We start from the raw sequence: 21,739 nt of genomic DNA, 5'->3' as shown, positions 1-21,739 counted from the left end.
ACCCACGGCATCGCCTCGCTCTACGAGGCCTTCGACCCCGCCGTCGCGTTCGCTCTCGCCGGGCGCCTCGAGATCCACCACACCCCCAAACACGGCTCCTGGCTCAACATCGCCGAGATCGAACTGGCCGCACTGACCCGCCAATGCCTCGACCGCCGCATCGACGACCTCGACGTGCTCAACACCGAACTCGCCGCCTGGCAGACAGCCGTCAACACCGACCAGCGCCAAGTCCACTGGCACTTCACCACCGCCGACGCCCGCACCAAACTCCGCCACCTATACCCCAAACATTAGTGGCGACGGTCTACTAGGGCCGGTGCTACTCCTGGGCCAGGGTGGCGATGTCGATGACGAACCGGTAGCGCACGTCGCTGCGCAGCACCCGCTCGTAGGCCTCGTCGACCTCGTCGGCGCCGATGAGCTCGATCTCCGAGGCGATCCCGTGCTCGGCGCAGAAGTCGAGCATCTCCTGGGTCTCGCGGATGCCTCCNACGCTGGAACCGGCGAGACTGCGCCGCCCGCCCAGCAGCGAGAACACGCTGAAGGAGCTCGCCTGGGGCGGCGCCCCCAGGTTGACCATCGTGCCGTTGAGGCGCAGCAGGCCGAGGTAGGCGTCCAGCGGCAGGTTCGCCGACACGGTGTTGATGATCAGGTCGAACGAGCGGCGCAGCGTCTTGAACGTCGCCTTGTCGCCGGTGGCGTAGTAGTGGTCGGCGCCGAGGCGCAGGCCGTCGGACTCCTTGCTCAGCGTCTGGCTGAGCACGGTCACCTCGGCGCCGAGCGCATGGGCGATCTTGACGGCCATGTGGCCGAGCCCGCCCAGGCCGACGACGGCGACCTTCGTGCCAGGACCGGCGTTCCAGTGCCGCAGCGGCGAGTAGACGGTGATCCCGGCGCACAGCAGCGGGGCCGCCGCGTCGAAGGGCAGCGACTCGGGGATGCGCACGACGAAGTGCTCGGTGACGACGACGCTCTGGCTGTAGCCGCCGTAGGTGGTCTCGCCGTCGTAGCCCTTGCCGTTGTACGTCGGCACCGCGCCCTTGAGGCAGTACTGCTCCTCGTCGGCCTCGCAGGCCTCGCACTCACCGCACGAGTCGACGAAGCAGCCCACGCCGACCCGGTCGCCGACGGCGTACTTCGTCACCGCCGGGCCGACCGCGGCGACCACACCGGCGATCTCGTGGCCGGGGACGAGCGGGTAGGTGCCCCGGCCCCACTCNTCCTTGGCCTGGTGGATGTCGCTGTGACAGATGCCGGCGTACTTGATGTCGATGAGGACATCACGCTCGCGCAGCTCGCGGCGCTCGACCGTCGAGCGCTCGAACTTGGCGCCCGCGGCGGGGACGACCAGCGCTGCGGTGGTGGCCATGGAACTCCCTCGCGCCCTCGCCGCCCCCGGGCGGGTGCGCCGCGGGAACGCGGCGAGGGCCGTAGTGATCATGGTGTGACGCGGACGAAAGCGTGCGAACGCCCCCGGGACCGGCACCCCGGTCCCACAATGTAAGAGCGCACTCACTTCGATTGTATGGTGCACAGACGTCCAGGCGTCGGGACCGGAGGCGGCAATGATGGAGCCGGGCCGGACCTCGTACCACCACGGTGATCTGGCGGCCGCGCTGGTGGACGCCGCCCTCGACCTGATCGCCGAAGGCGGCCTGGTGGCGTTCTCGGTCGCCGCGGTCGCCCGCCGCGTCGGGGTGAGCTCGGCGGCGCCGTACCGGCACTTCCCCGACCGCGACAGCCTGCTCGCGGCCGCCGCCGCGGCGGCGGCACGCCAGCTCACCGGCCAGGTGCGCGCGGCCGCGGACTCCGCCGGCGCCGATCCGGTGGAACGCCTGGCCGCCACCGCCGGCGCTTACACCAGGTTCGTCGTCGAGCGCCGCGCCGGGATGGACGTCCTGTTCGCCCCGGGGCTGGCGGGCAGCCGCCACCCGCAGCTCGGCGCGCAGACCCGTGCCCTGCTCGACACGCTGCTCCCGCTGGTGCTGGCCCTGCCCGGGGTGCCGAGCTACCGCGACGCGCTCATCCTCGTCGAGCAGCACCTCGCCCAGGCCCACGGGCACGCCGTGTTCCACCTCGACGGAGTCTTCGCCCAGCACCGCCGCAGCGTCGACCAGGCCGCCGCCGCGTCCGTCGCCACGACCCGGATGCTGGTCGCCGGCCACGCCGCCGAGCGCCGCTGAACGCCGCTGAACGCGGCTGACCGGGCGGCGGGGGTACCCGAGGGCGGGTTGCCCGGCCACCCCTTCGGGGGACGTGCGGGCCATTGCCGGTCCGGGCTCGCCGGTTCGGTGACGGCGGACGGTCTCCCCGTGATTCCCATCAAAATGTCCGCCGATTGACCGAGTCCTGAGGTATCAGGCCGGTAATGCGCCGTGTCGGCGTCGGTATGGGCTCGGGCAATGACAACCGGTGTGCCATCGGCGGGAGGAGAGCGCCCGGCGCCGCGGCCGGTGGCCCGTTGCGCCACCCCCGGTGCCGCAGGCGTCATCATGACCGCCGCGCCAGCCTCCGTGGGCGCGCCGCACCGACAGCTCGGCTGGCCGTTTCGGGCCAGGTCGGGGCCCCTGCGGGGGAGTTGCGTCGGTGACATCGGCCCCGCCTCGGCGGCCTGCCGAAGCGGGGGGACCGCGCCGCCGGCGGTGTCGAGTAGGCGATAGGTACGGCCGGGAGGACGCGCGGTCACCGACAATTCAGCAGGCGCCCTGTGCCCGATTTTCGCTCGGCCGTAGGGAGAAATGGTGGATACGCGCGAGAACGTCGACGAGGTGACCGAGCCGCGGGAAAAGACGAACGGGCTCTCCACCCGCCCGGACCCGCTGCGCCCCGGCGATCCGCGCGAACTCGGCGATTACCGGATTCTCGGCCGGCTCGGCGAGGGTGGCATGGGCACCGTCTTTCTCGGCCGGGGCCGCGACACCGGCCTGGTCGCGGTGAAGGTCATCCGCGCGGACGTCGCCCGCATCCCCCGCTACCGTGACCGGTTCCGGCGGGAGGCCGCGGTGGCCCGCCGCGTCGCCCGCTTCTGCACCGCGGAGGTCCTCGACGTCGTCGACCCTCCGGACGGGCAGCCCTACCTCGTCACGGAGTTCGTCGACGGCCCGACCCTGGCCCGCGCCATCGCCACCCACGGCCCGCTGGGCTCGGCCGACCTGGAACGTGTCGCGGTCAGCGTCGCCGCGGCGCTGACCGCCATCCACGGCGCGGGCCTGGTGCACCGCGACCTCACCCCGACGAACGTGCTGCTGTCCCCGCTGGGCGCGCGGGTGATCGACTTCGGGCTGGCCCGGGTCACCGACGAGGCGCCCAGCGGGCCGTCGGGCCGGGTCGCGGGAACGCCGGCGTTCATGTCGCCCGAGCAGGCCCGCGGCGAGACCGTGACGAGCGCCGCCGACATCTTCTCGTGGGGCGGCCTGGTGATCTTCGCGGGCAGCGGGCGCAAGCCGTTCGGTGACGGCCCGACGTCGGCCCAGCTACGCCGGGTCCAGCACGCCGATCCCACGCTCGGCGACCTCGATCCGGCGCTGGCCGCCGTGGTGCGCGCGGCGATGCGCCGGGAGCCGGGCCGCCGGCCCACCGCCGAGGAGCTGCTGCGCCGCCTCGTGCGCCCCGGCGACGCCGCGGAGACCATCGTCACCAGCCCGCTGGACATCCTGCCGCCCCGGCTGGGCCCGAGCACCGCACCGCCCACCTCGCCCGCCGCCTCGCGAACGTCGCCCAGGCCGGAGTCGGGATCCGGCTCCGGCCCGGCGGGGACGGGATCGGCCCGCGGACCCGCGGTGGCAGGGCCCGGCCTTGCCCCGGCGGTGGCGGGGCCTGGCTCCGCGCCGGCGGGGGTGGGGTCCGGGTCCGCGCCGGCGGGGGTGGGGTCCGGGTCGGTGCCGGCGGGTTCGAAGTCCGAGTCGGCGGTGAGGTCGGGTCCCGGCTCCGCGGCGGCGGGGGTGGGGGCGGGAAGAAGGCCGGGCTTTGCGACGGGACTGGCGTTGGCACGGTCCGAGCCAGGGCCCGACGGGGGAGTCCGTGTCGCGTCCGATCGAGCACCGGCCACCCCGGGCGGATCCGTGCCTCCGGGCGGAGCCGTGTCCTCGGATGGATCTGTGCCCTCGGGCAGACCGATGCTCGCGGGCGGACCCAGGTCCGGAATCGGTGCGACGGCGCCGGATCTGACGCCGGTCGCCGTGCCCGGCCCGGCGACCGGTCCGCTGGACCTGGTGCTGGTGGGCGCGGCCGGTCCCGCCGGCGATCCGGGGTCGGCCGGCCGGCGGCGGGTGCGGCTGATGACCGCCGCGGCCGGTGCCGTGATCGCGGCCGCGCTGATGGTCATCGGACTGCTCGTGCACGCCCACGGCGGATCCGCCCGTGCCACCGCGACGGCGGCCGGGCAGGTCGCCGTGCCCGGCGGGCATGGCGGCGTGACCGTCGCATCGGCCGCGGGCGGCAACACCGCCCCCGCCACCCGACCGGCCACCCGACCGGCCGGCGGCCACGGCGACGCCGGCACCGGCGCGCCGACGAGCGCGGCCGATCCCGCCGCCCACACCGATCCCGCCGACGCCTCGCCGGGCACGGACGGGGTCACCATCCCGGACGTGGTCGGCCAGGACGCCGCCGCGGCCGAGACCGCCCTGCGTGCGGCCGGCTTCGACACGGTCGAGCGCGCCTACCGGGCCGGCAGCGGCGCCCGCGGCACCGTCGTCGCGACCGACCCGTCGGCCGGGACGACGCCCACCCGCGACGCCACCGTCACCCTGACCGTGTCGACGGGGCCAAGCACCGTCACGGTGCCCGAGGTCGTCGGGCAGGACGCCGCGGACGCCCGCGCAGCGTTGCGCGCCGCCGGCCTCACCGTCGTGCAGCGGCTCAACTCCGGCCCGTCCACCGCCGACGCCGGGCAGGTGGACGCCGTCACGCCGAGCGCGGGCACCCGGGTGGCGGCCCGCAGCACCGTCACCATCACCGTGGCCAGCGACACGGTGACGGTGCCCGATCTGCACGGCCGTCCGGCGGGAGAGGCGCAGCGCACCCTGACCGACCTCGGTCTCACCGTCGTCCAGCACCCCCGGCCCGAGGACGATCCGCCCGGCACGGTCATCGGGCAGACCCCGGCGTCGGGTGGCGTGCCGCGGGGGTCGACCGTCACCCTCGACGTCGCCCGCCCCACCGCGACCGGCTCGCCGAGCCCCCCCGCCGCGACCGGGGGACCGGGCCCGTCGACCACCTCCCCGCCGCCGTCCCGGCCGGCCCCGCCGCTCGCGCCCTGACCGCCGGCCGCCGGCCGCTGACCGCTGGCGGTCGGCCGCCGGCCAGGCTGACCCCTGGCGGTCGGCCGGTGGCGCGGTGGCGCGGCGGCGCGGTCAGCCGGCCAGGGTGGCGAGGCTGACGTCCCACAGCCGCGCGGCCGAACGCGGGTCGAGGGCGTAGTCCGCCACCCCGGTGCGGGTGCCCGGCTGGTTCGGGCCGGCCTCGTTGCAGTCCTCGAAGTACCGGCCGCTGACCCCGTCGACCAGCGGCGACGCGGCGAGCAGCACCGAGGTCGACGCCCCCTGCTCGGGCGTCTTCCAGGAGATGCCCCCGCCACCGGCGCCGGCGGCGCTCTGGGCCCGCAGCCGGTCGAGCTCGGCGTCGGTGACGTGGCGCTGCAGCTTCGTGCGGATGCCGCCGGGCATGAGCGCGTTGACGGCGATGCCGTCGTCCGCCCACCGCCGGGTCGCCTCGACGGCGAACAGCACGTTGGCCGTCTTCGACTGCCCGTAGGCCGACCACGGCTCGTACGGCCGCGCGAGGAAGTGGATGTCGTCGAAGACGACNTCGGAGCGCAGGTGCGCACTCGAGCTCACCGACACCACCCGGGCGCCGCCGGCCGCGGCCAGCGCCGGGCGCAGGCCCGTCGTCAGCGCGAAGTGCCCGAGGTGGTTGGTGGCGAACTGCAGCTCCCAGCCCTGCGACGTGCGGGTCTCCGGCGCGGCCATCACCCCGGCGTTGTTGACCAGGATGTGCAGCGGGCCCTGCCAGCCGTTGACGAACGCGGCGACGGAGGCGGGCTGCGCGAGGTCCAGCGGGGCGACGGTGACGTGGTCGTTCCCGGTCGACGCGGTGATGTCGGCGGCCACGCGGGCACCGNCGTCAAGGTCACGGACCGTGATCGTCACCTGGGCGCCCGCGTCGGCGAGTGNCCGTGCCGTCTCGACGCCGATGCCCGAGGACGCGCCGGTCACGACGGCGTGCCGGCCGGACAGGTCGACCTCCGCCAGCACCTCGGCCGCGGTCGAGGTCGCGGAGAACGGTGTGGTGATTAGAGTGCTCACAGTAATGATCTTCCTGTGTGCTCGGCGGATCCGGGCGGAAGCCCGGCCGATATGATGGCGGCGGCGGGACGGCCGCGGCGGCGGCCCGTCCGGGCCGGGGCGCGCGGGCCTGCGGAACACTCGGTCGGTTCCGGTGGGGGCGAAGCTCCCGGCCGCGAAGCCCAGCCTAAGTGGAGTCGCCTCCACTTAGCAACGTGGTCACCGAGCGTTCGCTGGCCGCGCAACGGTCCGCCCCACCTGGCCGCGGGGAGGAGAGCGATGCCGGCGCACGGCAGGACCAGGCCGTTGCGGGCCGACGCCCGCCGCAACCGCGACCAGGTCCTCGACGCGGCCCTGCGGGCCTTCTCCGCGGGCGGTCCGGGCGTGCCGCTGGAGGCCGTCGCGCGGGACGCCGGGGTCGGCATCGCCACCCTCTACCGGCACTTCCCGACCCGCGAGGCGCTCGTCGAGGCGGTCTACCGCGCCGAGCTCGGCCGGCTGTGCGACGCGGCGCCGGCGCTGCTGGGCCGCCTGCCGCCGGCCGCGGCCGTCCGCGCCTGGATGGACGCCTTCCTCGACTACACCACCGCCAAGCGGGGGATGGCCGACGCGCTGCGGGCCGTCATCGCCTCCGGCAGCGATCCGTTCGCCCACACCCGCGAGCGGATGGTCGCCGCCGTCACCTCCCTGCTCGCCGCCGGGGCCGCCGCCGGGACCGTCCGCGCCGACGTCGACCCGGTCGACGTGCTCACCGGGCTCGCCGGCGTCACCCTCGCCGCCGGCGAACCCGCCCAGCGCGCGCAGGCGGGGCGCCTGCTCGACCTGTTCATGGACGGCCTGCGCCCCCGGACCGCCCCGCCGCCCGCCGCGGCGCGGTAGGCGGGGCGGCCCGGACGCGGCGGCTCAGGCGGCGCGTTCGAGGATGTGCACCCCGCAGGCCGAACCCAGCCCGATCACGTGGGCCAGGCCGACGCGGGCCCCGGGGATCTGCCGGTCGCCGGCCTCGCCGCGCAGGTGGGTCGCCACCTCCCAGATGTTCGCGATGCCGGTCGCCGAGATCGGATGCCCCTTGGACTCCAGCCCGCCGGAGACGTTCACCGGCGTCGACCCGTCCCGCCAGGTCGCACCCGAGTTGAAGAAGTCCACCGCGCCGCCCTCCGGGCACAGCATCAGGTTGTCGTAGTGGACCAGCTCGGCGGTGGCGAAGCAGTCGTGCAGCTCGACGAGGTCGAGGTCCTCCGGGTCGACGCCGGCGGTGTCGTAGGCGCGTCGCGCGGCGTTGCGGGTCAGCGTGTTGACGTTCGGCAGCACCTGGCAGGCCTCCTCCCACGGGTCGGTGGTCAGCACCGAGGCGGAGATCTTCACCGCCCGACGGCGCTGCTCGGGCGCCAGGGTCTTCAGCGCGGCGCCGGTGACGAGCACCGCCGCGGCCGCCCCGTCGCAGTTCGCCGAGCACATCGGCCGGGTGTTCGGGTAGGAGATCATGACGTCGTTCATGATCTCATCCAGGGTGAACCGGCGTTGGTAGGAGGCCAGCGGATTCAGCGTCGAGTGGGCGTGGTTCTTCTCGGAGATCCGGGCGAACAGCTCGAAGCTCGTGCCGCCGTAGCGGTGGCCGTACTCCATGCCGATCTGGGCGAAGACCCCGGGCATCGTCTCGGTGCCGATGCGCCCGTCGAGCGGGCCGACCGCGCCGAAGCGGCCCTGCGGCGCCCAGGCGGCGGAGTCGCCCGCCCGCTCGCCGCCGGCGAGCAGCCCGGCGCCGGCGAGCTTCTCCACGCCGACGGCGAGCCCGAAGTCCGCCTCCCCGGCGCGCAGCGCCATGTGGACGACGCGGATCGCGGTCGCCCCCGTCGCACAGGCGTTGGCCACGTTGTAGACGGGGATGCCGGTCTGGCCCACCTGCTTCTGTAACGCCTGGCCGATCCCGCCNCCGCCGCGCAGGTTGCCGGCGGCGAGGACGCCGATCTCCCGCATGGTGATCCCGGCGTCCGCGATCGCGTTCATGGTCGCCTCGGCGGCCAGGTCGATCAGGTCTGCGTCGGGGTGCTTGCCGAACCGCGTCATGCTGATGCCGAGGATCCACACGTCGTCGCTTGCCATGTCGTCTNTCCTGCCGAAGGTGTGGGGCGGGTTCCGGGACGCCGAGGGCCTCAGGGACGGGGCTCGAACCCGAAGCTGATCGCCTCGGTGCCGGCCTGGTCGACGCCGACCGGGGTGAGCGCGAGGCGCACCTTCATCCCCAGGCGCACCGCCTCGGGCGTGGGCGCGACGTTGATGAGGTTGGCGCGCACGCTCGTGCCGGCGCAGTCCACCGTCGCCGACACGAACGGCACGGGTACCCCGGGGGCGGCGTGGGCGACGATCGTGAACGCGCGCACCTCGCCCTCGGTGGAGACGTCCACCTGCGTGAAGGAGGTACCGAAACAGCTCGCGCACGCGTTGCGCCGGTCGAAGAAACGCGCGCCGCACGCGGTGCATTCGCGGGCGACCAGGTGCGGTCGTTCACCCAGGACCAGATAGTCGACGAACGGGACGGTCTGCGGCACGGGGGGTGCTCCTCACGGGTCGGATTCCGTCCCCGGCCGGCCGACCGGCGGACGCGTGGGTGGTCCGCCGCGGGACGGGCCGTGGTGGTGGCGGTGGCGGATCCCACCCCGGCCGCGGCCCCGGGGGCGCGGCCCACCGATCACCCTCCACCCCTTGTGGGCTTACCACCCGGTCCAGGCAGCGGCAACCGGTCGGCGGCCCTGGGGGCGCGACCGCTCCGCGGCGCGCTCGCGCACCAGACCCGGCCGTCTGACGGTGCTCCACCGCTCGCCCGGGCCCGGCTCAGCCGTTCGCAGCGCCGTGCGGCGGCACCGCGTCCGGCCCGAAAGTGCCGGACGCGCACATCACGCAATCCCTCCGTCTGCGTTTTCCCTGGTCGGGGGTTCCCTGGACGAGACCCACTCGGCACAACCCGCCCGATACCGGGACATGTTGCTACTATGTCGCGACCGCAATAAATACTCCGAGGGCGGGTCATCAATGCCCTGACGGCGAGGGGAATCGGCTTGGACGAGCTCGACCGGGCCTTGTTGCGCCTGTTGCAGCAGANTGGCCGGCGGACCAACCGGGATCTCGCCCTGGCCACCCATGTGGTGCCCTCGACCTCCCTGCAGCGGGTGCGCGCGCTGGTGGAACGGGGCATCATCAGCGGGTTTCGCGCCGAGGTCGATCTCGCCGCGATCGGCCGGCCGGTGCAGGCCCTGATATCCGTGCGGGTCAGGCCGCCCTCCCGGCCGGTGATCGAGGCTTTCCGTGCCTGGGCGGCCGACCTCACCGAAACGGTGAGCCTGTTCTCCACGACCGGAACCTTCGATTTCCTCCTGCACGTCGCGGTGCCGGACGTCGACGGGCTCTACCGCCTCGTCATCGACCGGCTCACCGCCCGGCCCGAGGTCTTCGACGTGCAAACAAGCCTGGTGTTCGACCACCGCCGCTCGGCCACCGTCGAGCCGATCGAACCGGCCGGCCCGCCCGAATAGCGCCGCGGCGGCCACCGTCGCGGTAGCGGTGCGGCGGGATGGTGAACAGCGCTGCCGGGGCGGTGGCTACGCTGCGGGCGTGGCCGATCGGGATATGAGCCGCGGGTACGACGCCGACCCCGCAAAGGGCGGCGGCACCGGGACCGGACAGATGGGCGAGGGCCGTTCCTCCGTGCGGCACCTGTCGCACGCCTATCGCGAACTGTCCGCCCGTTACCGGTCCGGCGCGGACACCCCGCCCGACGGGACGCTGACCGCCGACCACGTGCGGGCCTACGTTGCCGCCCGGTTGCCGGCCACCCTCGCGGTCAGCCGCGCGGTGCTGGCCGAGGTCGCGGCCCGCCGGCCGGACTGGCAGCCGGCCAGCCTGCTCGACCTGGGCGCCGGGCCCGGCACGGCGGCCCACGCCGCGGCGGAGCGGTACCCCGGGCTGGCCCGCGTCGACCTGGTCGAACGGTCCGCGCTGATGATCGACGCCGGGCGCCGACTGGCCCGCGCCGACGGCCCGCCGGCGCTGCGCGCGGCCCGCTGGCACCGCGGCGACGTGCAGATCCCGCCGCCGGTGACCGCGGACCTGACCGTCGCCGCCTACCTGCTTGGCGAGCTGCCCGCCGCGAGGCGCTCCGCGGCGGTGGCGGCGTGGTGGCGGGCCACCGCGGGGGAGCTCGTCCTCATCGACACCGGCACCCCGGCCGGCTTCGCCCGGATCCTCGCCGCCCGAACGGCGCTGCTCGCCGCCGGCGCGACGATCACCGCCCCGTGCCCCGCCGACGGCGCCTGCCCGCTGCCGCGCGGCGACTGGTGCCACTTCGCCCGCCGCGTCGAGCGCAGCGCGCTGCACCGGACGACGAAGGACGCCGCCCTCGGCCACGAGGACGAGAAGTACACCTACCTGGTGGCCTCCCGGCAGGACCCCGCGCACGCCGGCGGGCGGGTGCTGCGTGCCCCGGCGGCCCGCTCCGGCCACGTCCGGCTCCTGGTCTGCGCCCCGGACGGCCGGCGGGACGTCGTGGTCGCCCGCAGCGCCGGCGCGGACTACCGGTGGGCCCGCCGGGCCCGCTGGGGCGACGCCGCCCCGCTCCTGCCCGCCGCCCGTCGCGGGACCGCAGGAAGGTGACCACGTACGCATTCCATCTATCGGTGTCGTCAGCAGCCCATCGAGCCGAGCGCGATGATCCGGTTCGCCTCGTCGAGGGCGGAGTCGAAATCGGCCCCCGGGTCGTGGCGGAGCAGCTCCGTGGCGCGAGCATGCGCACAGACCGTCGGGTCGGCACTTGCCCTTGCCGTCTGCAGGGCCGGCTCGATCACGTCTCCGAGTGCGACGAGGGCCCGGCTGAGACTCAGGTGCATATTCCGGTCGCCGCGACCGAGTTGCGCGGCCAGGTCCGCGGCCAGCCCTTTCTTTTCCCCGGCGGGCACGAGGATGACGGCGGCACGCCATGCGCTTCGCGCGACCTCGTCGTTGGCGTCGTGCAGCAACGATCGCGTGATGGAGGGCNACGCACTCCCGTCCCCGATTTTGGACAGCGTGTGCAACGCCTGGCTTCGGGCCGCAGCGCGCTTGGAATGCAGCTCCGTGCGGAGTCTGGGCACCGTGATCTCCGCCGGGAGACGGNTCAACGCCCAGGTGAGCATGTCGCGCACGAAGAAGTCCGGCTCCACCGCGCACCGTTCCATGAGCGCCTCGAGGAGATCGGGGTCGGGGTTCGTGCCAACCGCCAGGGTCGCCTGGAGCCGCGTCGACGAGTCTGCGGCGCTCAACGCGTCGAGTAGGCGGCTGTCCGGTGCGGTCCTGCGCGTCGCGCTGATGGGGACCACCTCCTGCATCGAGTGCGGACCTTATCACCGTGTTGATGTCAAGTGCGTGATGTCCGGGGCGAGCAGAGGCTTGGCCAGGAAAGCCCGGTGGACATCCGTTCCCCCAGCCGCACAGGTCATAGTGCCTCGGGCCGATCAGGACGGCGCAGGAACCTCCATTCAGCCGGGGCGGGCGACAAAGGTCGCGTCGACCTTGCTGCTGTATCGGCCGTATCCGTGGGGAACAGGAACATCCGGTCTGCTGATCCGCCACATGACGGACACAGCAATAAGCCGTCGACTGCGCCACCCGTGGTGGCGGCCTGCGCCCTGGCCTCGGCGCCCACCGCCGCCGTCGCACCCTCGGCACCGCAGGACCGACAGGAGCCGGACCTGCGCGGTCCGCGTGGCACCCCGGCCGGGTCACCCAGCGGCTGCCTGATCGTCGTCGACCTCACCCCGGCCGGCGGCAGATCTCGATCACCCACAGTCACGGCCGCCTTCGTCTCGTCCGGTGGGTGAGCCGTCTGTGCTACCCCGCGGACCCGTCGCCGCAGGTCGGGACGCCGCCGACAAACATGGCGTGGTGCCGTGGACACCCCACGCGAAGACCCAGAAAAGGTGCGCTCTACTCTGATGGCGCGATTCCGCGCGGGCGGCACGGGACGGTCCACACCACGGAAGGCGACCGCGGCGGGAAGGATCCGCCGAACTCGACGGCACGCGGCGGCCGCAGCGATGTGATCCGGAACGAGATGGGCGGGGGAGATGGGCGCGGGCTCACCACCGTNGGCGCGGGCGCGCAGGGCGGCGGTCGGGTCGTCGGCGGATGCCCCGTCCCCGTCAACGCCGACGCCGAATCCCGGTCCGGCGACGCTCCCCGTGCCGCGACAGCCCACCAGCCCGGCGGCGCGGCCCGCGGCGGACCGGCGGGTGCGGCTGCGGCGGCGGTCGGGCCCGGGCGGGCGGGTCGGCGGGTGGGGCCGCGGGCCGGGCCGGGCGGCCTGGTCGCGCCCGGCGGTCACCGTCGCCGTGATCTGCGCCTGTTCGTTCACGGTGAGTCTCGTCCTGCAGGCGACGCTGTACCGGGACGGCTCCGGCGACGCCGACGAGGCCGCCTACGTCCTGCAGGCCCGGATGCTGCTCGACGGGCACCTCACCCTGGACGCCGCGACGATGGAGCCGTTCTTCCGGCCCTGGCTGACGGGCGAGCACGACGGCCGGCTGTTCACCAAGTACCTGCCCGGCTGGCCGGCGCTGCTCGCCGCCTCGCAGGCGGTGTTCGGCACCATGGCGGTCGCCCCGGCCCTCGTCGCCGCCGGCTGGGTCGCCGGGACCTACCGGCTGGCCCGCGAGCTGCTCGACGACGCGGCGAGTGCCGTGCTGGCCGCGGCCCTGCTGGCCGGGTCGCCGCTCGTCGTCGTGCACACGGCGCTGCCGCTGGCCTACGCCTGCGGCGCGGCCACGCTCACCCTGGCCAGCGCGGCGCTGCTACGGGGGGCCCGCACGGGCGCCCGGCGCTCGCTGCTCGGCGGCGGGGCCGGCGCGGGCTTCGCGCTGCTGCTGCGCCCCTTCGACGCGGTGCTGGTGCTGACCGGGGTGGTCGTGTTCGCGCTCGCGCGGTTACGCCGCCAGCCGCGGGCGATCCCTGCGCGGGTCGGCTGGGCGGTCCTCGGCGCGGCGCCGTTCGTCGCCGTGCTGCTGGTGTTCTGCTGGCTGGTCACGGGCTCCGCCCTGCGGATGCCGCTGTCCGCCTCCGATCCGCTGGACCGCTTCGGCTTCGGTCCCCGGCGGATCCTGCCGTCCGAGCCGACGTTCGCCTTCACCCGCCACCTCGCGCTGCGGGCCCTGCAGCAGACCTGCACCGCCGCGCCGGGCTGGCTGTTCGGCGGCGTGGTGGTGGTCGCGCTCGCCGCTGTCGGCGCGGTGGCCGCGCGGCGGCGGGCGCAGCGGCTGCTGCTCGTGGCGACGGTGGCCGCGGTCGTCGGCGGATATCTGTTCTGGTGGGGCTCGGCGTTCGCGATGCCGGGGCTGCGCGACGGGCTCGGCCCGCACTACCACCTCGCCGCGCTGACACCGATCCTGATCCTCGCCGCGGACGGCGCCCGCCGCCTGTGGTCGGCCGCCGCCGCCCTCCCGCGGGCCACCGTGCTGCGGCCCACCGCGGCCGGCGTGGTCGTGGTGACGATGGTCCTGCTCACCGCGTCGGCGGTGCCCGGCAAGGTCGACGGGCAGCGCTGGGTCAACGACCACAACGCCTTCCTCGCCGCCCTGCTCCCGGACCGCTACCCCGCCCCGGCGGTGGTCGTCGTGACGCCGCAGGTGCCCAGCCGGTACACCCAGGTGCCGTACCAGACGCTGCGCAACCGGCCGGACCTGCACGGTCGCGTGCTGTACGCGGCCGACCTCGGCCCCGCGACGGCGACCCTGCCCGACCGCGTGCCGGGCCGGGCGCTGTACCGGCTGCGCCCGGATGAGATCGCCGACCCGGCGGCGCCCGCCAGCTTCTACGGCTCGTTCACCGCGCTGCGTCAGGTCGGCGGCGAGCGGATCCGGGTTCACCTGGTCGCTCGCCTGCCCGCCGGCCCCGCGGCCGCCGCCGGCGCGGCCGGCGCGGCCGCCTACGTGCGCCTGGGCGCCCAGACCCGGATCTTCCCGGCGACACCGGCCGCCGCGTCGGTGATCGACGCGACGGTGGTGGTCACGTCGGGGGAGCCGGCGGGCGCGGGGGAGATCGGCGTCGGCGCGGCGACGCTGCCGGAGGAACTCGTCGTCGGACTCGTCCAGCCGACCGCCGCGGGCCCCGCCCGCTGGGAGGAACGCATCCCGCTGGCGCGCCGGCCTACCACGGGTGCGCTGACCCTGCTCACCCCCGGACTGGGCTGGCGCCAGGTACCCGGCCGCGCCGCGGCGGGATGGCTGCCCGCCCCGGTCCGCCCCACGCTGGCCGTCGCCGTCGGCCTCGACTGATCCGGCCCGCCGCCCGCCGCCCGCGGCCGACACCACAGTCGACTCCACTGCCCGGCGCGATGCTGGCGCGGAGCCGGGTTCCTCGGTCAGCGATCCGTGGCCCAGGGCGGGTAACGAAACCCTCCTGACGCGATACCGGGAGGGTGACTACAGCGGAAATCAGGCCACGTCGTGGCGGCGCCGCCAGAAGGTGCTTTCGGTCCACCGGCGTTCCTGGCGGTAGACCTCGGTCGAGTTGCGCAGGTAGGTGGCAGTCACTCGATCGATGAAACTCCGGTAGGCCTGCAGTGCGCGAGAGTTTCCGGCCAGGTCCTCGGCGATGGTGAGGCCCGCGCGGAACCCGGAGTGCAGGGCGTTGAGGATGCCCTGCGAGGACAACGGATCGACGGCGAGCGCAGCGTCGCCCACCGCGAGCCAGGCGGCTCCGATCGGTGGGTCAAGGTACCGGCCGGCCGCGGGTGACAGGCGTGGGGACGTGGCTGCCCGGTCCGGGTCCGCCCGGTGCCGCAGGTGGTGGGTGTGCTGGGCCGCCGCCAGGAATCCGCCTGCGGTCTGTAGCGCGGGCGGGACGAGGTCCACGTCGGTGAAGAAGGCGACTGCCCGCTGGCCGGTCGTTACCAACGAGGTGTACCACCAGCCGCCGGGCCTGGCTTCCACCAGGGTTCTGGCGTCGGTGTCACCGGGAACGGGCTCGAGGAGGATGGATGTCGCGATCAGCCGGTCGTACCGGTGGCGAACGGCGCGGCTGCGGGCGAGCAGCGCGCGGCGCCCGGTGGCGTCGACCAGCCAGCTGGCCGCGACCTCGGCGGAAGGCTCTGGGGCGGCAGCGCCTTGGGTGACGCCGTCGTCGTCGGCGGCCGGACGATCTGGCCGTATCCGCCAGCCTCCCGCGGTACGGGCGAGGTGGCGTACGACCGCGGTGCGCACGTCGGCGCCCGCCCGCGCGGCGTGATCGCGCANCATGCTGTCAAAGCTGGCCCGGTCAAGGTGCCAGCCGTGGCCGTGTGGATCGAAGACGTGGTCCACGCCCTGGAGACCGGCTGACCCCCACGCGGCGTTGGTGCCAGGGCAGGGCAGGTGGCCCTCGGCCTGGAACGTGGTCCACAGGCCGAGGTCGCGCAGGATTGTCCGACCGACGGGCGGCAGGGTCTCCCCGGACCCGTGCCGTCCGGCGGGCTGCGGTCCGTGCCGCCCGGCGGGAGCCGCGAGCAGGAGCACCCGTCGGCCGGCACGGGCGAGGGTGAGCGCGGTCGCCGCCCCCGCGGGACCGCCACCGACCACCGCGACGTCGTACCTTCCGACCTCAGGCACTGGACTCAACGCAGGCCGTGGGGGAAGCGGGCGACCTTGTCGATGTAGCCGGCGGCGACCTCGTCGTCGGGCCGGTCGTCGGCCGCGACGGCGGCCGCGGCCGCCCTGGCCGCGACCGCGTGATCAGCGGACTCGGGCACATGGATCGTGATCAGGCCGCGGAGCGCCGGTCCGGTGTCCGGTCCGAAGCCGGTCTCGGACTCGACCATCATCACCGGCGGAAACTCCGCCGTGTCGGTTGGACCGGGGCGGACCTCGATGACGCCGAGCTTGCCGAACTCGGCGACCATACAGTTGATGCGCCGCAGGTAATCGGCGGGAAAGAAGNGGTCCCACACCCGGCGCCGCGCGAACGCCGCCAGGCGGGTGGAGATGTCCTGGGACGGGTCCACGACCGTCTGGTAGTCCTCTTCGCTGAGTACCTGGTTGGGTACCCGGGCCGGCCAGAAGGTCGGTAGATACGGGTCGTAACGCCGCCCGAAACCGAGATCGTACCCGGACCGGCAGCTCGCGGTGTCGGTCTGCCACGGCACGGCCATCCAGCGGGTCAGATCGCCCGCGCCCTGCCCGTACAGCGGACCGGTCCGGCTCAGCGCGGCCAGCGGTGTGAGGACGTTGNCGTAGTCCGTCTCCGGCTGGTCCGGATCGCGGTGGCGTATCCGGAATGGTGCGCTGTACATGGTGGTGTGCCGGACCGGCCAGGTGACCTCGCATCCCGGATGGAACGCATCCGCCAGGCAGAACGACAGCGCAGCCCGGTCCAGTGTCGACGGCTGCTCGGCGATGTCCACATCGCCGAGGTTCCGTGCCGGCGCGTTGCCGGGGTCGTCGTCGGTTCCGTAGTCGGCGTCGAAGTTCCCCTTGGCCCACTGCTCCAGTTGCCAGTACTGGGTCGGCGTGACGGTCATGTGCTGGTGTGCGGAGACCGGGGGCAACGACATCGCGTCTCCGTACACCGGAGGCCAGGGAACCGGGGAGACACCGTCACGGTCCAGGTTCCGGAAGGTGGCGAACACCGTCCGCCNCACGTCGTCGTCGACGGCCGCCGGGCTCGCCAGGCGCGCGAGGTATCCCGGAGCAAGGAAGAAGTCACGGCCGCCCCAGCCGAACCGAGCGGCGAAGCCCTGGTTGACCCACTGCAACGCGCACATGCGGTGGAGAACCGGCAGGATGTCGCGTCGGAAGGACACGCTCCGGGGGCGCGGCAGGATCCCGGCGGAGACGTAGGCGTCATACAGCAGATCGTGCAGTGTGCGAACCGACCTGAGCTGGGGGGCGTAGTTCGGCGGCGCGGTCACGACCCACGCGGGATCCGTCGGCACCAGTTCGCCATCGATGCGCACCTCGGCGGTGACCGGTCCGTCGCTGGTGTCGTCGTGCCAGCCGTCGTTGTTGGCGAAGGTGGTCGCGGGAGAACCGTCGCGGGAGGCGGACACGCCACGGCCACCGAGGAAGATCAGACGGCCGTCCTCGTCGGTGGCGAGCTCGCCCAGGTAGACCTTCTTGCCGCAGAACTGCCCGGTGTCGAACCGGTGGTCCAGACCGGACTGGTTACGGCCCCGGATTGTCCGTTTCCCGGGGTCGATGGTCAGGTCGCCCCGGTCCTCAACCGGCACCTGGGCGTTTCGGCGCCGGGAATCCGGCGCACTGGTGGCCTCGGGAATGTCCAGCGCGATCTGGAACTCGTACCAGGCGGCCTTCTTGTTCGCCACGTGCACGGTCCAGCATAGATCCGCGTTGTCCGCCGTCAGTTCGGCCACCGCCTCACCGGCCGCGTTGTACCCGTACACCCGGAACCGTACCGCCTGGCGCCGTAGCGCACCGGTGGCATCCTTGTAGGAGTCGAATGGCAGCGGCACCGGATCATCAACCTCCGGCGCCAGGTGATATTCTTCGCTGTTTCCGACTCTGGCTACCCCGATCGCCGGATGAATCGCGGCTCGCACGATCCGGGTGTCTCTCGCCGGATGGACGGTCATCGTGGGACGGGGCGCGTCGGGCTCACCGACGGGGACACCGTTGACGTTTCGGCGCAGTTCGGCGGAAGCCTGGTAAACGACCCGGCGGGCGTCGGATATGGAGCCGAGCGGGGCATGGTCGGGCAACGCGTGCCACGGCTGGAAGGCCAGGCTCTCGCCGTAGGCATCCTGCCCCCGCGCGGCAACGTCCTGGCCGTGCAGGGTGAGGGTGGCCACGTGCACCGGCGCACTCTGGCCCTCCTCCCAACGCACCGTGGCCCGATCGAGCGGCATGGCGTCCGGCTCGGTACGGAACTGGACCATCAGGTGAAACACGGCCTGCCCCNCCAGCAGCCGAAACCGCAGGTCGGAACGCAGATAGCTGGGATCCTGGCCCGGCGGGCCGGCACGGTCGTCGGCCGGGGCGGCCGACACGGGCAGCAGCTTGTACTTGACCTGCCGGTCGGGGCCGAAGGCGTACGGCAGACCGCTCCAGTACGTGGCGGTCAGTACACTGGCCTCCGATTTCGCCATATCGGCGAGGATCTGCCGTGTCGTGGGATGTTCCGCCAGGTACCCGGCATAGTCATGGTCTACCACCCCGGCCCTGGTGAACTCGCACATGTCCGTGGCGGTGTCGACAAAGAACACGTCGTGATTCTGGAGAACGAGATCGTGGGTGGTTGCGTCCACCTCGGTCGCCAGTAGTTTTCTTCCGGGTACCCCAAACAGCTTGATCCCGATTCCCAGGGTGCTTTTCAGGTCGGTCCGGGACGGCAGCGTGTCGCTGGAGAAACGGACCCAGNCCGGCAACGCATCCTGCCGGAGCAGGCCGATCCGCAACTCCTCCGGCAGATCCGGGCGTACCGAGAGGAGGCCCTGGGCCACTCCGTGGGCCTTACTGAAGACCGGACGGCGCACCGGATCCTGGCCCGAATCGACGCGCTGCCGCAGCACGGTGTCCACGAACATCGCCTTGAGATCGGCTATCGGGTCGGCGCAGGTCGGGGACGTTGTCGGGTTCATTCTCTTCTCCCGGGATCGGGCAACGTGGCGGTCCTGCACAACCGAGGATTCCGGGCGTGACGATACGCGGCCGTGGTCCCCTGGCGGCTGCGGCACACCGGGTGTCATATCGAGGCCGCAGAACCCGCCGTCGGCGGACACGAGGTCCTGTCCGGAGTCGGCTGATAAAGGCGCCGGAGGCGGATCGGAGGGGAGGACTCTAAGTTCTTACGCAATCTGCGCGAGCAGGAGGAGTGCGCAGGGTGCACCCGGCCGAGGAGGACGGTCCGTGGCGGTGCACGGCCCTCGGGGTCTTCTCCGCGGCCGCTGACCCGGACGGCTGCCGGTCCAGGCCGCTGACGCGCCCCGTAGCGGTGAACAGGACCCCGCCCGCGGGTGACACCACCCCGCGGCTGGCGCGTCTGCCGGATGTGCGTGCCTCCGACGCGGCATAATGCACGTGCATATGCGTTTGATGATGCTCGTGCATTCGATGGAGGTCGACCATGGCCGAACGTCCCCCGATCGGGCCGGTGTCACCACCCCCCTTACCGGCCCATCGCCTGGTGATAGTGGTCACCGCGGCGACCACTCTGCTCGGCCTGGCGACACTTGCTGCGGTCACCGTCATCACCCTGGGCTCCGGCGAACCCGTCGCCGCCGCCGTCGTCGCCGGGCTCCCACCGGCGGTCATGAGCCCGTTCGCAGTTGCTCTACCTGCGGTTATCCGAGTCGCCCAGGCAGAGCGGCCACCACGCCGGCGCGGGTACGGGCGGCGGGCGGCCCGAGAGTCCCAGACCCGCCGCGCGCCGCGGGGGCAATGACGCCGCTCCCTCGATTGCCATCGCGGTGACGACGGCGGATCACCGGCAGGGAAGATCGCCTCTACGGTTGAGCGTCGTGCGGGTCATCTGGGCGGCCTTGGCCGCGATCGTCATGTCTGTCGGCCTCCTGGCCGGCTGCAACGCCTCCGCGACCGGTGTACCCCTCAACGCTGCCAGTGGCATCGATACGAGCGCCGCCCTCGGCGGTTCGTCCGTGGGCGCCACCGGCGACTCGTCGGCCGTCACCGGCGGGGCGCTGCCCGTCGCCGCGACGGCGTCGCCCGCATCCTGCGGCGGCAAGGTCACCAATGTGCAGGATGTCCAACGGCTCATCAACGAGCCGGTCGGCTGCCCCGGCGCGCTGAACACGTTCTGGCACGGCGAGTTCGGCGACGCCTGGACGGCGCCGCGCTTCGTCGCCTACCGCGACGGCGAGGTGCCCGACGACGCCTGCGGCCGCGAGGTCAACGACCCCCGCCAGTTCGCCGACAACGCGCTGTACTGCACGCTCGACGACACGGTCGCCTACAGCGTCGACTTTCTCGACGAGCTGGCGCAGGTCGGCGGCCCCACCTACCCGCTGTTCGTCCTCATGCACGAGCTGTCCCACCGCGGCGACCGCATCGGCGGGAACCTGGGGGTCGTCACCCGCGCCGAGGAGAACCAGGCCGACTGCTTCGCCGGGCGGCAGGCCTCCGCCGCGCACGACGCCGGGCGCATCGCCGTCAGCGACGCCCTGCAGGGCGCCCTGCTGTTCTACAGCCTCGGCGACACCCGCGGCGGCTGGTTCGCCCAGGAGCCCGCCAGCGCCCCCGACGCCCATGGCTCCCCCCGCCAGCGCGCCCAGGCGTTCGCCTTCGGCTACCTGCGCGACAGCTCCACCTGCCACACGATCGGCAAGTCCCAGACGGGCGACGTGTCGTTCTGACCACCGGCCTCCACGTCCGCCGTCAATCTGGTGACGCTCGGTAACCATAGGTGCGGCCGGGTTGCGGCGACAGGGTTACGGTCGGTTATGACCTTCAGGGCTGCGTCCGATCAGATCGAGGTTCCCGCCGGGGTGGGTCTGACCGCTGTCGGCATGGCGTGGGTCCGCGCCCGGGAGAGCGCGCGCCGCGACCGGCTCTTCGACGACCCCTACGCGGAGGCGTTCGTCGAGGCGGCCGGGGGCCCCGCCGCGGCCGGCCCCGCCGGCGCCTTCGCCCGCTTCATCGACGTGGTGGACTCCCACGGCGTGCAACGCACCCGCTTCTTCGACGACTACCTGACCCGTGCCGCCGACGACGGCCAACGCCAGCTCGTCCTGCTCGCCGCGGGCCTGGACACCCGTGCCTACCGGCTGTCCTGGCCCGCCGGTACCCGGCTGTTCGAGGTCGACCTGCCGGAGATGCTGACGTTCAAGCAGGCGGTCCTCGACACCCGGCACGCGACCGCGCGCGCCGAGCGGGTCACCGTCCCCGCCGACCTCGCCGGCGACTGGGCGACCGCGCTGACCCGCGCGGGCCTGCGGCCGCGGGAACGCACCACCTGGCTCGTCGAGGGCCTGCTGCCCTACCTCGACGCCGACCAGGCCGGCCGTCTGCTCACCACCGTCGGGGAGCTGTCCGCCCCGGGCAGCCTGCTGGGATTCGAGTACCAGTCCGCCGACACGCGGCTGCTCGACGAGCTGCGCGCCACCCCGGAGCTGGCCGAGTTCGCGACCCTGCTCAAGGGCGGCCTCGACGAGCCCGCCCTCACCTGGCTGCCCCGCCACGGCTGGCAGGTGCTGCGCGCCCGGCTGCGCGCCGAGCTCGCCACCGAGTCCGGCCGCCTCGCGCCCGGCCCGCTCGTCGACGGCTTCCTCGTCGCCATCCGCCNCTGACCGCCATCCGCCATNGGCCGCTGACCGCCATCCGCCGCTGACCGCCATCCGCCGCTGACCGTCATCCGCCATCGGCCGCTGACCGTCACCCGCCGCCGGCCCGCGCCGGCCGGGGCCAGGGCCCGGACAAGACGACGGCCATGGTTCCCCGGGATGACTCTCCCGGGGAACCATGGCCGAGATGCCGCCCGCTACC

Annotated in this window: 12 protein-coding genes and 17 pseudogenes; 10 read left to right on the top strand and 19 right to left on the bottom strand. The window is 73.7% G+C overall.

All coding sequences use genetic code 11. The features are described 5' to 3' along the window. A pseudogene (locus FF86_RS01575) lies at positions 1-297 on the top strand (IS630 family transposase); the annotation flags it as partial. Positions 298-322: 25 nt separating this feature from the next. On the opposite strand, the pseudogene FF86_RS37925 reads toward FF86_RS01575, so the two are convergent. From FF86_RS37925 to FF86_RS37920, 3 pseudogenes are all read right to left on the bottom strand, one after another. Then, positions 323-493 (bottom strand): annotated as a pseudogene (locus FF86_RS37925) (alcohol dehydrogenase); the annotation flags it as partial. 1 nt (position 494) lies between these two features. Then, positions 495-1,222 (bottom strand): annotated as a pseudogene (locus FF86_RS01570) (NAD(P)-dependent alcohol dehydrogenase); the annotation flags it as partial. Between the two features lies 1 nt (position 1,223). Then, positions 1,224-1,372: pseudogene (locus tag FF86_RS37920) on the bottom strand (alcohol dehydrogenase catalytic domain-containing protein); the annotation flags it as partial. A gap of 196 nt (positions 1,373-1,568) precedes the next feature. Here FF86_RS37920 and FF86_RS01565 point away from each other — a divergent pair. Further along, the gene (locus FF86_RS01565) at positions 1,569-2,186 is read left to right on the top strand and encodes a TetR/AcrR family transcriptional regulator (RefSeq protein ID WP_044883082.1); all 618 of its coding nucleotides are present in this window, start codon (positions 1,569-1,571) and stop codon (positions 2,184-2,186) included. 558 nt (positions 2,187-2,744) lie between these two features. Next, positions 2,745-5,264, top strand: coding sequence for a serine/threonine-protein kinase (locus tag FF86_RS01560; protein ID WP_044883253.1), 2,520 nt, complete (start codon positions 2,745-2,747; stop codon positions 5,262-5,264). 93 nt (positions 5,265-5,357) lie between these two features. Here the strand turns inward: FF86_RS01560 and FF86_RS37915 are convergent. The 4 pseudogenes from FF86_RS37915 to FF86_RS37900 form a co-directional block, all read right to left on the bottom strand. Then, positions 5,358-5,810 (bottom strand): annotated as a pseudogene (locus FF86_RS37915) (SDR family NAD(P)-dependent oxidoreductase); the annotation flags it as partial. Between the two features lies 1 nt (position 5,811). Then, positions 5,812-6,123: pseudogene (locus FF86_RS37910) on the bottom strand (SDR family NAD(P)-dependent oxidoreductase); the annotation flags it as partial. A gap of 1 nt (position 6,124) precedes the next feature. Further along, positions 6,125-6,175 (bottom strand): annotated as a pseudogene (locus tag FF86_RS37905) (hypothetical protein); the annotation flags it as partial. Between the two features lies 1 nt (position 6,176). Then, positions 6,177-6,308, bottom strand: a pseudogene (locus FF86_RS37900) (oxidoreductase); the annotation flags it as partial. A gap of 258 nt (positions 6,309-6,566) precedes the next feature. Here FF86_RS37900 and FF86_RS01550 point away from each other — a divergent pair. Continuing rightward, positions 6,567-7,166 carry a TetR/AcrR family transcriptional regulator gene (locus tag FF86_RS01550; RefSeq protein ID WP_044883083.1) on the top strand — a complete coding sequence of 200 codons (600 nt, stop codon included), beginning with the start codon at positions 6,567-6,569 and terminating at the stop codon, positions 7,164-7,166. Between the two features lie 24 nt (positions 7,167-7,190). On the opposite strand, the pseudogene FF86_RS01545 reads toward FF86_RS01550, so the two are convergent. From FF86_RS01545 to FF86_RS01540, 3 genes and pseudogenes are all read right to left on the bottom strand, one after another. Continuing rightward, positions 7,191-8,219 (bottom strand): annotated as a pseudogene (locus tag FF86_RS01545) (thiolase family protein); the annotation flags it as partial. Between the two features lies 1 nt (position 8,220). After that, positions 8,221-8,390, bottom strand: a pseudogene (locus FF86_RS37895) (thiolase family protein); the annotation flags it as partial. 50 nt (positions 8,391-8,440) lie between these two features. Continuing rightward, positions 8,441-8,836 carry a Zn-ribbon domain-containing OB-fold protein gene (locus FF86_RS01540; protein WP_044883085.1) on the bottom strand — a complete coding sequence of 132 codons (396 nt, stop codon included), beginning with the start codon at positions 8,834-8,836 and terminating at the stop codon, positions 8,441-8,443. Between the two features lie 507 nt (positions 8,837-9,343). On the opposite strand from FF86_RS01540, the pseudogene FF86_RS61695 reads away from it, so the two are divergent. The 3 genes and pseudogenes from FF86_RS61695 to FF86_RS01530 all read left to right on the top strand — a co-directional run. Next, a pseudogene (locus FF86_RS61695) lies at positions 9,344-9,386 on the top strand (hypothetical protein); the annotation flags it as partial. Position 9,387: 1 nt separating this feature from the next. Continuing rightward, on the top strand, positions 9,388-9,817 hold a 430-nt coding region (locus FF86_RS01535), incomplete at its 5' end, for an Lrp/AsnC family transcriptional regulator (RefSeq protein ID WP_242417960.1). A 94-nt stretch (positions 9,818-9,911) separates the two neighbouring features. Next, positions 9,912-10,934: a small ribosomal subunit Rsm22 family protein gene (locus tag FF86_RS01530; protein WP_052680883.1), complete on the top strand. Its 1,023-nt coding sequence runs from the start codon at positions 9,912-9,914 to the stop codon at positions 10,932-10,934. A 29-nt stretch (positions 10,935-10,963) separates the two neighbouring features. Here the strand turns inward: FF86_RS01530 and FF86_RS64790 are convergent. The 4 genes and pseudogenes from FF86_RS64790 to FF86_RS35225 form a co-directional block, all read right to left on the bottom strand. After that, a pseudogene (locus FF86_RS64790) lies at positions 10,964-11,315 on the bottom strand (HEAT repeat domain-containing protein); the annotation flags it as partial. 1 nt (position 11,316) lies between these two features. Next, positions 11,317-11,432: pseudogene (locus FF86_RS64785) on the bottom strand (HEAT repeat domain-containing protein); the annotation flags it as partial. Between the two features lies 1 nt (position 11,433). Next, a partial coding sequence (locus tag FF86_RS64780) for a HEAT repeat domain-containing protein (protein WP_396229723.1) occupies positions 11,434-11,644 on the bottom strand: 211 nt, incomplete at its 3' end. A 761-nt stretch (positions 11,645-12,405) separates the two neighbouring features. Next, positions 12,406-12,669 (bottom strand): annotated as a pseudogene (locus tag FF86_RS35225) (hypothetical protein); the annotation flags it as partial. Position 12,670: 1 nt separating this feature from the next. On the opposite strand from FF86_RS35225, the gene FF86_RS01515 reads away from it, so the two are divergent. Beyond that, positions 12,671-14,584: a glycosyltransferase family 39 protein gene (locus FF86_RS01515; protein WP_242417959.1), complete on the top strand. Its 1,914-nt coding sequence runs from the start codon at positions 12,671-12,673 to the stop codon at positions 14,582-14,584. A 159-nt stretch (positions 14,585-14,743) separates the two neighbouring features. Here the strand turns inward: FF86_RS01515 and FF86_RS64775 are convergent. The 5 genes and pseudogenes from FF86_RS64775 to FF86_RS35215 all read right to left on the bottom strand — a co-directional run. Further along, positions 14,744-15,543: pseudogene (locus FF86_RS64775) on the bottom strand (NAD(P)/FAD-dependent oxidoreductase); the annotation flags it as partial. Between the two features lies 1 nt (position 15,544). Further along, positions 15,545-15,895: FAD-dependent monooxygenase (locus FF86_RS37890; RefSeq protein ID WP_242417958.1), on the bottom strand; the 351-nt coding region annotated here is incomplete at its 3' end. A 328-nt stretch (positions 15,896-16,223) separates the two neighbouring features. Beyond that, positions 16,224-16,513, bottom strand: a pseudogene (locus FF86_RS64770) (LodA/GoxA family CTQ-dependent oxidase); the annotation flags it as partial. 1 nt (position 16,514) lies between these two features. Continuing rightward, positions 16,515-16,803 (bottom strand): LodA/GoxA family CTQ-dependent oxidase (locus FF86_RS64765; protein WP_396229731.1); only part of this gene is annotated, 289 nt, incomplete at its 3' end. A 117-nt stretch (positions 16,804-16,920) separates the two neighbouring features. Beyond that, on the bottom strand, positions 16,921-18,177 hold a 1,257-nt coding region (locus tag FF86_RS35215; protein WP_206778879.1), incomplete at its 3' end, for a LodA/GoxA family CTQ-dependent oxidase. Positions 18,178-19,794: 1,617 nt separating this feature from the next. Between FF86_RS35215 and FF86_RS01500 the strand changes: the two genes are divergently transcribed. Next, positions 19,795-20,610, top strand: coding sequence for a metalloprotease (locus FF86_RS01500; protein WP_242417957.1), 816 nt, complete (start codon positions 19,795-19,797; stop codon positions 20,608-20,610). 87 nt (positions 20,611-20,697) lie between these two features. Next, positions 20,698-21,538 (top strand): annotated as a pseudogene (locus FF86_RS01495) (SAM-dependent methyltransferase); the annotation flags it as partial. Positions 21,539-21,739 lie beyond the last annotated feature (201 nt).

The organism is Frankia sp. CpI1-P (genome assembly GCF_001421075.1).
Classification (GTDB): Bacteria; Actinomycetota; Actinomycetes; order Frankiales; family Frankiaceae; genus Frankia; species Frankia torreyi.
This window is presented reverse-complemented; position numbering and strand designations above follow the sequence as displayed.

Excerpts from the sequence above, each read along its gene's own strand:
- FF86_RS01500 (WP_242417957.1), top strand. The coding sequence starts at position 19,795 with ATGTCTGTCGGCCTCCTGGCCGGCTGCAACGCCTCCGCGACCGGTGTA.
- FF86_RS01530 (WP_052680883.1), top strand. The coding sequence starts at position 9,912 with ATGAGCCGCGGGTACGACGCCGACCCCGCAAAGGGCGGCGGCACCGGG.
- FF86_RS01550 (WP_044883083.1), top strand. The coding sequence starts at position 6,567 with ATGCCGGCGCACGGCAGGACCAGGCCGTTGCGGGCCGACGCCCGCCGC.
- FF86_RS01565 (WP_044883082.1), top strand. The coding sequence starts at position 1,569 with ATGATGGAGCCGGGCCGGACCTCGTACCACCACGGTGATCTGGCGGCC.